The sequence below is a fragment of the Halanaerobium saccharolyticum genome (assembly GCF_003259895.1).
Taxonomy (GTDB): domain Bacteria; phylum Bacillota; class Halanaerobiia; order Halanaerobiales; family Halanaerobiaceae; genus Halanaerobium; species Halanaerobium saccharolyticum_A.
The window spans coordinates 44,983-58,764 of the sequence record NZ_QLME01000020.1; the positions used below are offsets into that span (position 1 = coordinate 44,983).

14 protein-coding genes and 1 pseudogene are annotated in these 13,782 nt (G+C 29.2%); 12 read left to right on the plus strand and 3 right to left on the minus strand.

Annotated features, from left to right (window positions below):
* Positions 1-7: 7 nt before the first annotated feature.
* The 10 genes from C7958_RS11695 (at position 8) to C7958_RS11740 (ending at position 9,985) form a co-directional block, all read left to right on the plus strand.
* Positions 8-505 (plus strand): type II secretion system protein, encoded by a 498-nt coding sequence (locus C7958_RS11695; RefSeq protein WP_111572854.1) that lies wholly within the window; start codon positions 8-10, stop codon positions 503-505.
* Between the two features lies 1 nt (position 506).
* Positions 507-1,280, plus strand: a complete 774-nt coding sequence (locus C7958_RS11700; RefSeq protein ID WP_111572855.1) for a PilW family protein — start codon at positions 507-509, stop codon at positions 1,278-1,280.
* Between the two features lie 5 nt (positions 1,281-1,285).
* Entirely contained in the window at positions 1,286-2,983 is a 1,698-nt protein-coding gene (locus C7958_RS11705; protein WP_111572856.1) for a pilus assembly PilX N-terminal domain-containing protein, read from the plus strand.
* 24 nt (positions 2,984-3,007) lie between these two features.
* A complete protein-coding gene (gene pilM, locus C7958_RS11710) occupies positions 3,008-4,099 on the plus strand; it encodes a pilus assembly protein PilM (protein ID WP_111572857.1) in 1,092 nt (363 codons plus the stop codon).
* On the plus strand, positions 4,089-4,616 hold the full coding sequence (locus C7958_RS11715) for a PilN domain-containing protein (RefSeq protein WP_111572858.1): 528 nt from the start codon (positions 4,089-4,091) through the stop codon (positions 4,614-4,616). The genes pilM and C7958_RS11715 overlap by 11 nt, the downstream gene beginning before the upstream one ends.
* Entirely contained in the window at positions 4,609-5,157 is a 549-nt protein-coding gene (locus C7958_RS11720; protein ID WP_111572859.1) for a type 4a pilus biogenesis protein PilO, read from the plus strand. The genes C7958_RS11715 and C7958_RS11720 overlap by 8 nt, the downstream gene beginning before the upstream one ends.
* 4 nt (positions 5,158-5,161) lie before the next feature.
* Positions 5,162-5,602, plus strand: coding sequence for a hypothetical protein (locus tag C7958_RS11725; protein ID WP_111572860.1), 441 nt, complete (start codon positions 5,162-5,164; stop codon positions 5,600-5,602).
* 32 nt (positions 5,603-5,634) lie between these two features.
* Entirely contained in the window at positions 5,635-7,509 is a 1,875-nt protein-coding gene (locus C7958_RS11730; RefSeq protein ID WP_111572861.1) for a type II and III secretion system protein, read from the plus strand.
* A gap of 57 nt (positions 7,510-7,566) precedes the next feature.
* Positions 7,567-8,784, plus strand: coding sequence for an EAL and HDOD domain-containing protein (locus tag C7958_RS11735; RefSeq protein ID WP_111572862.1), 1,218 nt, complete (start codon positions 7,567-7,569; stop codon positions 8,782-8,784).
* Positions 8,785-8,893: 109 nt separating this feature from the next.
* On the plus strand, positions 8,894-9,985 hold the full coding sequence (locus C7958_RS11740; RefSeq protein WP_111572863.1) for a hypothetical protein: 1,092 nt from the start codon (positions 8,894-8,896) through the stop codon (positions 9,983-9,985).
* A 70-nt stretch (positions 9,986-10,055) separates the two neighbouring features.
* Here C7958_RS11740 and C7958_RS11745 read toward each other — a convergent pair whose 3' ends face one another.
* Positions 10,056-10,829 (minus strand): response regulator transcription factor, encoded by a 774-nt coding sequence (locus C7958_RS11745; protein WP_111572864.1) that lies wholly within the window; start codon positions 10,827-10,829, stop codon positions 10,056-10,058.
* A gap of 122 nt (positions 10,830-10,951) precedes the next feature.
* On the opposite strand from C7958_RS11745, the gene C7958_RS11750 reads away from it, so the two are divergent.
* Positions 10,952-11,530 (plus strand): hypothetical protein, encoded by a 579-nt coding sequence (locus C7958_RS11750; RefSeq protein ID WP_111572865.1) that lies wholly within the window; start codon positions 10,952-10,954, stop codon positions 11,528-11,530.
* Between the two features lie 122 nt (positions 11,531-11,652).
* Here C7958_RS11750 and C7958_RS11755 read toward each other — a convergent pair.
* A pseudogene (locus tag C7958_RS11755) lies at positions 11,653-12,384 on the minus strand (IS3 family transposase); the annotation flags it as partial.
* A gap of 146 nt (positions 12,385-12,530) precedes the next feature.
* Entirely contained in the window at positions 12,531-13,235 is a 705-nt protein-coding gene (locus tag C7958_RS11760; protein WP_111572867.1) for a helix-turn-helix domain-containing protein, read from the minus strand.
* A 246-nt stretch (positions 13,236-13,481) separates the two neighbouring features.
* Here C7958_RS11760 and C7958_RS11765 point away from each other — a divergent pair, with 246 nt between their 5' ends.
* On the plus strand, positions 13,482-13,703 hold the full coding sequence (locus C7958_RS11765; RefSeq protein ID WP_111572868.1) for a hypothetical protein: 222 nt from the start codon (positions 13,482-13,484) through the stop codon (positions 13,701-13,703).
* The last annotated feature ends 79 nt before the right edge of the window (positions 13,704-13,782 follow it).

The following is a 13,782-nucleotide window of genomic DNA, read 5'->3' on the forward strand; positions in this document are numbered from 1 at the left end:
AGCCTAAATGAAGATTTTAAAAAATAATCAAGGATTTACATTAGTAGAAGTTATATTAGCTTTTACAATAATAATTCTCTTAATTACAACATTTGCTGGTGCTGTTCTTGTTGGATTGAGAAGTGAAAGAACTACAAGAAATATAGATCTGGCTTCTTCAATGTCTGCAAGCATATTTGATTATTTAGCTAATTCTAAAAATCTAAAAAATATTATAAATTCAGGTGGAGTTGATTTAAGCAGTGGAAGTTATTCAAATGATATAAGAGGTTTTATAGAAGGTGATTTAGATACTGTTTCGCCATCTGTAATTAAAGATCAACTGTCAGATATTTTTGATGATTATTTAGATAATAATAGATTTAATTATTTAGAAAAGTCAGAAATAGAAATTTCTGATTCAGAAATTATTGATGATTTATATAATATTAAATTAACTATTTTTTGGGCGGAAGAAGAGGGAGAAGGGACATACGAAATCGAAACAATGATGGGTGCTGATTAAAATGAAAAATAATAGAGGCTTTACTTTAGTTGAAGTGCTAATTACCTTTACAATTTTGATAATTGTTCTGACTTTGATGGGCACTATTTTAGTTCAGTCATTCGATATTTTTAGAGATAGTACAGAACGGGTTAGTAACAATCGTTTAACTCAGATTATGATTGAAGATATTAGTCAAAATATTAGAGAGTCTAAATATTTTGATTTTACAACTACTGATTCCTGGAAGTTTTGGTATGATGAGATTAATGGTGATACTGAAAAAGCAGATTTTGAAATCTCAAAAAATAATAATGAATTTGAATTGAAAAAGAAAGAAACTGAAGATAGTAATTTAAAAATAGAAAGAGTCCTAGAAAATGTACTAGAATTTAAATTAAAAAATTATGTAAGTGAGAAAATTATTCTTTATAAAATGGACAAAGATGGAACTGGTAATATCGAATTTAAAAATGGAAACACAATAGGTTTTGAAGATGACAAATTGAAATTCACTGATGATATTAAAATAGAATATGTAGATAGTAGTGGTACTAATCAAGAAAAAAATATTACAGGCGGGACCGAAATAAGGCTTATTGAAGGTAATGAGATAAGATTGGAAGATAACACAAAAATACATCGAGATAATGTCAGGAAAATTATAGTTGATGGTACAGAAATAAATTTTAATAATAATGCATTTGAATTTAAAATAAGGATAGATTTAGGAAATAATAATGTTATTGAAGAGTTAAAAACTGTGTATCCTCGTAACTTGAGTTTTTGGAGGTGATCATTATGAAAAAAATTATTAAAAATAATGAAGGTATAGCTTTAGTAATGGTTATTTTATTATTAGCTTTGGTTGGAAGTTTAGCTACCACTATGATGCTTATGTACTCTTCCAATATAGATTTGGTACAGGATGCAACTGCACGAAGCCAGGCATTTTATGCAGCTGAAGGAGGAGTGAATTATCTTGATTTAAAATTGAATGAGTTTTATCAAGATAATATTGCTGGTATAGGTTTTTTCTCAGCTGAAAAAATTTATGAAAAGCTGCAGGATTTAGAAAGTCAATTTGAAGATGATAATCTTAGAGTTGCAGGTTATGATATTAGTATTGAATTTAATCCTGCTCCAAATTATGAAGAGTCGAATATATATATTTATAAAATAACAGCTGATAATGGAAGTGAAAGTGAAACTATTACTGTTGAATATCTAATAGAACATTTAATAGATTACTTTAAATATTCTAGGTTTGCAAATAAAGTAAATATCGAGGACTCTTATATTGGATATGAATTTTCTTGGAATCGTCGACCTCGATATTATAATGATAATAATATAGATGATCACGCATTTGGAACTGCAGAAGTTTCATATAGTAAATGGTCTAACAAATCTTCTTATTTTGAGGGAGAGTTAGTAGTTCATAATAATAAAGTTTATATTAGTAAAAATGATTACTCATCTAATGAGGCAGTAGAACCAGGTGAAAATAATTGGCAGAACAATTGGCGAATTGATAATTTTTTTAAAGCATGGGACACTAATAAGTCTTATAAAGCAAGAGAAAAAGTTATTTATGATAATGAAATTTATACCAGTAAAATTAATGATAATTTAACTGAACCAGATCTAGATAATTTTAATAGTAATTATTGGGAAATAAATGACCCAGATTTAGCAAAACAGGATTTTTCAGCTAGTAAAGTTGATTATAGTCAAATGGCATTACCTAGTCCTGATGATTATGATTATCAAGAAAAAATAATAGAAGCATTCAAACAAAAGCTTAAAGATAAAGGAGGATATACTTATAAAGACCTAGAGCCTGATACAAACAAATACCCTCAATATGATCCTAATGAGAGATATTCTTTAGATGATATGATGATTTACGATAATAAAGTATATAAAGCAGTTAGAAGAGATGATAATTATAATTCAGCTGTTTGGAAAGAACAATCTGCTTCACAATTGTTTTTAGATGATACTGATTCTAATTTTACTGAAGGTAATTATGTTTATATAAAAGGTGATTTTGATCCTAGTTATGAAGAAATAAAATATTTTAATAAAACAGATGAAGTAATTCATATTTTAGTAGAGGGAAAAATTAGCCCACAAGCAAATGTTTCTTTACGAAATAATGCTAATATTATTTTTTATACTACTTCAGATAGTGTTTCTTTTGAAAATGGTTATATTACAATGCCATCAAACTCAGATATTAATTTAGCTTATTTTGCTCCTTTTGCCACTTATACAAGTAATGGTTTTTTCGGTGGATATGCTTCTTCAATGATTTTTAATGAAATTAATTTAAAAAATGAAAAAATAACATCTGTTGAAACTTATAGTGAAAACAACCCATTACGCGGAGGAATAGATCCAGATATTGCAAAGTTAACTAGAGCTCATGGTGATCCGGACTATGAAATTGATAAAACCGGACCTAGTAGAGTATATTGGTCTGTAATGCGATAAATAAAATAGAAAGGAGATGAGCATATGGCAGTAAGCCCATTATCATTAATCAGAGGAATAAAATACACAAGCATTGATTTTGGTCATAACAGCATCAAATATTTAAACAGCAGAGTAAAAAACGATAAGTTTAAATTACTTGCTTCTGGACGCAGAGAACTTCCAGCAGGTACAATATCTGATGGTAAAGTAGTTGATACTCATCTTTTAACAAAAATTATAGCAGATATTTTTAACGAAAAAAATATGGACCCTGGAGTTTTAATGCTTACTCCTGCTTCCGGACAGGAATTTGTCAGAAACATCAAAATGCCAGTAATGCCGCGAGAGGAACTAAAAGAAGCATTAATCTGGGAGGTTCAGGATTTCCTGGATTTAGAAGCAGAAAAGATTGCTTTAGATTATATTATTTTAAACGAAATGGAAGGCCAATATGAGCTACTGGTAACAGGTATCTCTAAAGATATTTTAAATGGTTATTTAGAGATTTTTGAAAATAATATGTTAAAAGTTAAAGTTTTTAATTTAGAAGATATGGCATTAATATCATTATTAACTAAAAAAAATAAATTAGAAAGCCCATCATTAATTTTGGATATTGGAGCCAGCAGTTCTAAGATTTTAATTGCAGCAAAAAACAAGTTATTTTTAAGCAGAGAAGTAGATACTTCTGGTAATAATTTCAGCAACTTATTTTTAAATGAAGAAATCAATCATGAAGAAGCTGAAATTGAAAAAAAGAAGTTTAAATTTTTTCCCGGGCAGGCAGGAGAAGAAAATCTTGACTTAATGCTTTCAGATATTAATACTCCCAATACACTTCAGAAAAAGGTTAAAGATCTTGCAGACGAGATAATTTTTGAGGTGAATCGTTCTCTAGAATATCATAACGAAAGACACTCAGAAAATACAGTAGATGATATTTATTTAACTGGTGGAGGATTACTTTTAAATGGATTAGTTGATTACTTTAAAGAAGAGATAGATAATAAAATATTTGTTATTGATCCTCTAAAAGATTTTCAAATAAAAGAAAATTCTAATCAAATAAATAAGCACTTTTTAGCTACTGCTGCTGGTACTATTATGAGTGAGGTGATGCATAATGAGAGTTAATCTCCTGGAAAAAGATGAAGGTTTAAAAATTCAGTGGCTGGAAATTGTAGTGGTTTTAATTATTATTTTTACTTTTGCAGCACCTGCTTTTAATTATTATCTTAATTATGTAGAAGTAAAAAATTTAGAGCAGCGTCAAAGTAATTGGGAAACTAGACTGCAGGCTTTAAGACCGGAAGAAGATCGTTATTACCAACTGGAGGAAGAGATAGCCAATTTTAGTCTTCCAGAAAGGGTAGAACTCGAAAAATACACAGTGTCGCCTTTTTTCTTAGAATTTTCTGAAATAATTGGTAATGATATTAATTTTAATAACTTAGATTACAGCAGTGGTCAGATAAATATTACTGGTAATGCAGAAGATCTTAGATCTTTATTAGATTTTAGTTCTCGTATTTTTAATTCAGAAGTTTTTTCTATTATTTCCTTAGAGAGATTTCAGAATAATGAGCAGTTAGAATTTAATCTGGTAGTAGAACTTGATAATAGGGAGAGAGGGGTGATTTATAATGAGTAATTTATCCAGAAGAGAGAAAATACTGCTTTTTATTTTATTTGTAACAGTAGTATTTTTTGCTTATTATTATCTGCTCTATCAACCTATTCAGGCGGAACAGCAGAATTTAGAAAATCAAATAGCTAATACTCAGAGCGAATATACAACTGTTCTCTCGCGAGTTAATCAAATTGAAGATTTAGAAAGAGAATTGGCAAATTTAAAGAGGGAAAGAGAAGAGCGGCTGGAAGTTGTGGTCAGGGAAGCAGAAGAGATTCTGGCAGCTATTGATTTTTTTGCAAGAGAAAGTGATGTTGAGATTAGAAGTTATCAAAAAGGAGATGCTGAAAATGGCTATCCCTTTACTTTTAATCTGGAAGGTGAATATTTTGAATTATTATCCTTTTTAAAAATGCTTGATAACTGGGATTATCGTTTAGTTGTAGAGAACCTATCTGCTAATAACATTCAGCAGGGAGAAAATTTAATAGGGGTAACTCTTAATTTATTTTATCACCAATCAGATGAATTAAGAGATTTTATAGAAAGAGCTGCGGGGTGATTAAATGAAGCACTTAAAATTGTTACTTTTTATAGTATTATTTATTACACTTAATAGCACTGCCTTTGCTTTAAACCTTGATGTGGATAATGATTTAAATAATTTTGCTAAGGAAAATTTAGTGAATGAAAATCTAACTCAAAATTTAAATAACCCATTTTTTCTAAAAGAGGAGGAAGTTGAATTACAAACTCCTCCACCAAATATGGCTGAAAATAATCTTGAGATTAGTGAAGAAATTGAGGAAGTAGATGCTGATCCTGAAATCACAATAAATGGTGTTATATCAGCTTCTAATTCGAGATTGGCTTTACTTATTAGCTATCAGCAGGAAAAACACCTGCTTGAAATTGGAGAGAGTCTTGATGGTTATAAATTAACAGCTTATCAGAATGGAGAAGCTACATTTATAAATGAGGGAAGAGAAATTATAGTTTTATATTAAATTCTAGATGATATTGATTGGAGGCAAGGTTAATGATAAAAACAAAAAAAGTTTTAATATTATTTTTATTGATCATGATTTTTTTCTCAGCAGCAGCTGCTGCCGGACCCCAGGATAAAATAGAAAATTTAAATTTTAAAAACACAGATATTGTTGATGTTTTGAGGGCAATTGCAGAAGTGGCAGATGTTAATTTAATTACTGACAGTGAAATTTCTGGAAACATAACAGTTAATTTAAAGGATATTACTTTTGAAAAAGCTTTAGATTTAATTACTGAAACCAGGGCAATCAGCTATAAGTGGGATGATAATACTGTAGTGGTAGCCTCACCTGAGAGACTGGATAGTATTTATGCTAATATTGTGACTGAATTTGTAGAAGTTGATTCCAGTGACTTTGATAACATAGGTACTATGGTCAGAGAACTTTTCCCGGAAACACAGATTACTTTAGATCCTACCCGCAGACAGTTTATATTAAAGGGAGAAGAGGAGAATATTGAAGAAATCAGGGAAATGATAAATCGGTTAGACTCTGCTAGAACTTTGGAAGAAATTGAAAGTAGAGAGAGAACACAGGAATTTGAAGAAAAAGAAATTGAAATTTATAGTGAAAGTTATAGCGTTTTAAATTCAGAGTTAGAAGATCTGCACTCCAAATTAAGAACTGTTAATTCAAACTTGACTTATAAGATTAACCCTTTAACAGAAACAATTACAATAAGTGGAGAAAAATTTCTAGTTAAAGAAGCTATCTCCATGGCCCAGACCTATGATCAGAGTTTAGAGCCGGAAACAAGAAATATTAGAGTTGATTATGTGGATACTGAACAGATAACTGAGATAGTTGGTAAATTTTATCCTGAGATTCAGCTTCATGTTAATGCCAAGCGTAAAGAAATTATTATTAATGGATCTAAAAATAAGCTTGATGGAGTAGCAGGATTGATTAAAGAAATAAATAGGCCTCAGTATCAGGTTGTAATTGAAACCAGAGTAGAGGAAATATCCTCAAATTTAACAAGAGAAATTGGAATGAATTATTCTGATTCAATGGGTGTAGGTATTGGTGATATTCTAATTGAACGAAACACAGATCTTGATAAAATAGAAAGTTTAACTTATAAATGGCCTGAAATTTTTAGATTGCTAGATACATCTTCTGACTCTAAAACTCTAGCCAGACCTAGTTTAATGACTCTAAATGGAGAAGAGGCTAATTTATCAATAACTGAAGAGGAACCCTATGCTATTCAAGAAGAAGAAGATGGAGAAATTACAACTACTTGGGAATATGTTGAAGCAGGAGTGAAATTAACTTTTACCCCCTGGATTACAGAAAATGATGAAATCGAACTCAAAATTGCACCAGAAGTAAGTAGTTTTTATGAAATTAATCCAGATAGATATTCAAATATTGATACTACACCACCTCCAGCAACTAAAACTAGAAGTGTAGAAACGACTTTACGCCTAAATAATAATGAAACATTCGTTATTGGTGGGTTGATTCAGACTGACGGAGATGGAACTATCACTAAAATACCAATTTTGGGTGATATACCAATTTTGGGTGAACTCTTTAAATCTAGATCAAAAAGCACATCTACTAATGAATTATTAATTTTTGTTACACCAAGAATAATAAAATATGGTGAAGAAATAGATAATAGAAATATAATTAAAAATGAGAGTATAGATCTAAAAGCTCAATTTAAAAATTCTAAAGAAAAAACACAGGAAAATAACATAAAAACAAATAATGATCAAAAAATTATTCAAGAATATCTTCAAGAAAGAAATAAAACCAGAAAAGAAATTCTCGAGTCACTAAAAGACGATAACCAGGAAAAGGAATATCAGGAATTAACCTCTGAGGAGTTAGAAGAAATTCTAAACAACTAAATTTTAGAGGCTGATTTTTCAGCCTCTATTCAATAATATTATCACAAGGGTGAGTTTATGGCTGCAGTAGTAGCAAGACAACCAATATTGGATAAAAATAAAGATGTATTTGCCTATGAATTATTATTTAGAGGTGGAGATCCTACTTCAGATAACTTTGATGGCGATAAAGCAACTGCCCGGGTAATTTCGAGTGCACTGGAATCAATAGGTTTTAAAAAACTAACTGAAGGCAAACCTGCTTTTATTAATTTTACAGATAAATTATTAAAGCAGGGAATACCGGATCTATTAGCACCTGGAAATGTTTATCTGGAGATTCTCGAAGATATAAAAGTTGATGATCATCTATTATATGCTCTTAAAACTTATAAAGAAATGGGATTTAAAATAGTACTTGATGATTTTATTTTTTCGGAAAATCTAATTTCTTTAGTTGAATTAGCGGATTTTATAAAGATAGATTTCTTAGCTATTAGAGGTTCTGCAAGAAAAAATATAATTGAAACCTGTCAAAAATACAATTCTAACCTTAAGTTTCTGGGAGAAAAAATTGAAACTCATGCAGATTATATTATGGCGGTCAATCTGGGATATGATTATTTTCAGGGTTATTTCTTCACTAAACCTGAAATTATTCAGACCAGGGAAAGTAACTCTTATGAATTTAGTTTTTTCAAAATGATGGAAGAACTAAATAAAGAGGAGCCTGAATTTAAAACTTTAGAAGAAATAGTTAAGTCTGATTTTTCAATGTCTTACAGTTTGTTGAGAATTATTAATTCAGCGCATTTTGGTTATGATGTTAAATCAATCAGGCAGGCTATAGTATTACTTGGTGTTGATAAATTAAGAAAATGGAGTTTACTTTATTTTCTTAAGGGTTTAAATAGCAATAAGCCTGATATTTTGTTTAAAACAGCAGTATTACGAGCAAATTTTGCAGAATCATTATCTAAATATTTTTGTGATGATAAGTCCAGTAATCTTTTTGTTTTAGGATTATTATCGGTTATAGATGGTTATTTAGATAGAGATATTAAAGATATTTTAGAAGAAATTTCTCTTTTTGGGGAATTTAAACAGGCATTAATCAGTAGAGAAGGTAAGTTAGGTGACCTGCTGAGTTTGATTGAATCCTTCGAAAAGCTAAATTTAAAGCAGTGCCAGCAATATTTAGCTAAATATTCTTTAGACTATAATACTTTTTCTCGTAAATATATTAATTCTCTGGAGAAAACTGAAGAAATAATTAACGCTTTTGAGAACTACTAAATTTTATTACCTTTAGATAAGATGAAACAGATAATAAATTTTTGATTATTGTAACAAAGATATGTTACAATTAATCCTGATCAATCAACTATGATTTAAAGGAGATATTATGAAATACAATAATCAAGATGGGGTAACCCTGGTAATGATTTTAACATTATTAGTTGTTGCTTCAATTTTAATTGGATCACTATTTACTGTAGTTAGAAGCCATATTAATACAGTTTCCAGGGAGGAAGCTAATGTAAAAGCTTTTTATAACGCTGATTCTGGAGTAGAGTTTGTAAGAGCAAGTGCCGAGGATATTAATTTTACCTCTTTGAGTGCAAATCAAAAAGAGTATTTACAATTTAATGAGGATAACAATTTGGTGTTTGATAATCCTGAATATTTTTTTGATGAAAATAATTTAGATTTAAATAACTCAAAGCTTAAATTTTCTTTAAAAGCAATAAAAAATAACGATGTTATTAATTTTACTTCAAGGGGAAGCTATCAAATTAATGGTGAGGAAATTACAAAGGATATTAATTTTGAGCTTGAATCTAACAGAGAAAATTTCAATAAACTATTCAATGTTAGGCCAGCTAGTGATGATCTAGACTTAAAAGGAAAAGCATCAAGTTTAGATGATATACTTCTTAATCTGTCTGAAGAAATCTATCCTGACTGGGATGACTGGCAGATTCTGAGAGATAAAGCTGATAACTGGTCTAATATAAAGAAAAATGGTAACTGGAACACCTATACGAGTGTTATTGCTAAAACATCCGGGAATTTAAAATTGAATAATAAAGATACTTTTGTTAATTCTATAATTTTTATAGATGGAGATCTAACTATTGGACCACAGACCGAGTGGGAAAACTCGCTTATTATTATCAATGGGAATTTAAAGGTAAATGGATTTCCTACTCACGGAATAAATAATTCAGTCTTTTTCACTTACAATACAGATACTCTGCATTTAGCTGGTAATTTTCCAGATGATATTGAACTGGGAATTGACTTCAATAATTTACCGGCTGAATTTGATCAGGTAAAAGATAAACTGTTGATTTTTAGACTTGAAACTTTTTCTATTGAAAAAGATGATGACTCAGAGCAAGAAAATCTGTATATTATAACTATAGAGAAGTGCAGACAGGAAATTTGTGAAGAAGATGTAACCTTAAGCCAGCAGGTTCTTCGTAGAAATTGAGTATTTTAAAGTATGAATTTATATTAAATATTAAGAGATGCCTGCTTATTTAGTTAAAGCATCTCTTTTTTTAATGTCTAAAAATTAAACTAACTAATTCGGTTCTGCTGTTCACCTCAGTTTTATTAAAAATATGACTGAGGTGTTTTTTTACTGTATTAATAGAAATAAATAAATTTTGGGCAATTTCCTGATTATTTTTACCTTCAATCAATAACTTTAACACTTCTTTTTCCCTTTCGGTTAGCTGAAATTTATGGCTTGTGTTATCTAGAACTTGGCTTCTATTTTTTTGAATTTTTATTTCTAAATTATTTATGATAATTAATTTATTAAGCTGGTTAGAACACTGCTGGCTAATTAATTTTAGATAGAGCAAATCTTTAAGCGAAAAATCATTATCGTTCTGGTCTCGAAATAGGCTTATTGTACCCAGCAGCCGTTTTTGATGATGAATGTCAATTCCACAGGAATAATATAGATGGTTTTTACCCAGGAAATCAGTGAAATATTCTGTATTAACCCATTTAGTATAATCCATAAGATCAGAACTCCTGCTGGGCTCTATTTTATTAAAAGCTATCTCCCGGATTGAATCAATTTTGTAATAGTAATTATTGTAAGCAGTAAGATTCTGCTCACTTACATTAAAGCAGACCGGGCTGTTAACTATCTCTTCATTTTCATCAAAAAGGAAAAAATTAGCTGCATAAAAAGGTATCAATTCATTTAATTTTTGCAAAAAATAATAGGAATAGTTATTTAAATTAGTGATTTTTCCTGTTTCATAAATAAACTCAAAAATATTTTCCCAGTCGATTTTATAATTGCTATTATTTTGCAAAATAGATCCTCCTCAATATTATACTTTTGGGTAATATAAATCATTTTCAAAAAATGTTATTCTAAATATATTATACAGGATTTTCGATAAAATTCCTGCAAAAAATTAAGGGGGAAGTATTTATGAGTAGAAAAAGTTTTGTGGTGGGATTAATTTTAGTTTTTGTGTTTGTTTTCAGTAGTGGAGTTTCGGCACAATTGTCAAACTTTTATGGTTTAGATAATATGCTGATGTCCGATTGGCAGTTAGATTACATTAGGCCTTTAGATCCAGGTGAATTAAAAAAGGGGGAATTTAGATTGAGTCCTGTAATTGGCAGAATTACTGATAATTATGATCAAAATAATATTGATGGCGATTATGATGGTGACTATGATAATAGTACAATGGCTTACATAATGATTTTTGATGCAAAATTTACTGATAAATTATCTCTTCATTCAAAATTTGCTTATCAACCGTGGGAAGAATATGACTCAAGATATCTTAGTGGTAATAATGAAAGTAGATCAACAATGACTGATTTATTTTTTAATTATGAATTTAAAGAAGATAGGACAATGTTTTTTGGTTATAATAGATCTCTAAATAAAGAAAAAGAGTATGATGAAGCAAATATATTAGAAGATGAAATAGAAAAAATTAACAATATATATTACTTAGGATTTGAAATTCGCGGTTCATTTATGGGTAAGAATTAATTAATTTAACTTATAAAAAAATATTTTAGCTGAGTTATCCCCTTATGGTAAATAGATTAAATTATAAAAATCTGTTCTATGAACTGACCCTTGTCAAGTAGACAGGTAATTTAATTAAAATATTATGCACATCTGGATGTATGGTTGCGATATTCTATCGGAGCCATACATCCTAATTTTTTTTGAAATCTTCTTTCATTATAAAATTCAATATAATCAACTATTTTTTCTGCTAGATTTTCAAGAGATTTAAACTTCTTTCCATGAAACATTTCAGACTTTAGTATACCAAAAAAGCCTTCCATAGGACCATTGTCAATACATTTTCCCACCCGTGACATACTCTGAGTCATTTCGGATTCTTCAATCTTGTTTTTAAAGACATTTCCAGTATACTGAAAACCTCTATCACTGTGAAATATTGGTTTTGCATCAGGATAAATTTCAATTGCTTTATCAAACATTTTAAATACAAGCCGGTTATTATTTCTAAAAGAAAGTTCATATGTAATAATACTATTATCATAAAGATCCATAATAGGACTTAAATAAAGCTTTCTGTTATCCCCAGGAATTGAGAACTCAGTTACATCTGTAAGCCACTTTTCATTAGGAGAATTAGCAGTAAAATCTCTTGATAAAATATTTTCTTTTACATAATCTGGCTTTACTCTTTTTCGATTAACTTTTTTCCTTCTTATTCTAGCTTTAATTTTTAAGAGCTTCATAAGCCTATGAATATATCCTTCCGAAAATGAAAAATGGTTTAATTTATTTATGTACATTGCCATTCTTCTATATCCTAAAATGCCATCAAATGTTGAGTGATATTCTCTAATTAGTGAACATATTAATTCGTCCTGTTTTTCTTTTTAGGGTTTAATCCTATTTTTATGTTTGTAATATGCACTTCGGGCAACACTTAAAACTTCACACAGCATAGTTACTGTGTATCTTTTATTTCTAAAAAAGTCTATTGTTTTATATTCGGCTTCCTGTCTTACTTTTGAGAGTGATATTTTTCCTCGAACTCTTCTTTTTTTTTAAGAACTTCAAGTTCAAATTCTCTTCTTTTTCTTAATGCTTTTTCTTTTTCTAATTCAAGCTTTAACTTTTCTATTTCAGTTAAATTACTTTCATCAACCTCAGACTTTGATTTGGGTCCACGTTTTTTATACTTAAGAGCTTCTGGTCCTTCAGCCATGTAAGCTTTCGTCCATTTATATATAAGAGCATAGGTAATTGAATACTTATTAGCTGCTCCTTTGTAGTTCATATTATTTTGGATAACCCATTTTACTATTTCTAATCGTTCTTCATAAGTAGTTTTTCTTGATTTCAAGGTATAGACATCTCCTTTAGGATCATAATCTTTAATCTCTATACCATTATACCATTTATTAATCCAATTTCTAACAACTGAAAAAGTAATATTATATTTAGCTGCTAGATTGGGCATTGAATATTTACCTGAAGTATATTCTTCTATTATTGATAATTTAAATTCTTTAGTATATGACTGATTCTGCTCTGAGGTTTCAAAGGCATTATGTCCATGTTTCTTATATCTTAGATACCAACGACGCACGGCCGACTTATCAGCCCCTATAGATCCCGCAATACTTTTAAAACTTCCCTGACCGTTATGATAATCTTTACATGCTTGAACTTTAACTTCTTTACTATATTTAGGTTTTCTTCCCATAAAAAAATACCTCCAAGTAGATAGTCTATTTTAATTAATTAGACTGTCTACTTTGGAAGTATCATATCACTATCAGAAAGGGGATTTTCTGTTTCGTGATAAATTTTCTGAATTTATTTTTTTGAATTTTTCCTTTACTGGATTTACTTTTTTTGCTATAATTAATACCTGCATAAATTTCTCGCTAAATATACCAAAGAAATATAGAAATTAATTAAATCAAATTGATGTTAGGAAGTTAATAAAATGGGAGAAACTAATAAAATTGTAATTATAACTATTTTATTAGTTTTAATTAGCAGTTTAAATGCTTTTGCTTTTTTTAATCCTAAGGGCAAAGTTGAAAAAGTTTTAAAAAAAGAATTTAAAAACAAAATTGAAATTGTTAAATATGAAAAGCAGTATTACTGGGATCGGATAAGAAGCAAGGGTTTTAGTACTGTTTATTTACATAAGCGAATTTCATAATACGCTTAATTTAGTTTAATTCAAAAAAATATTGTCTACGAATCATAAAAATAAGCCTTTTAACTTGAAATTATAGGTT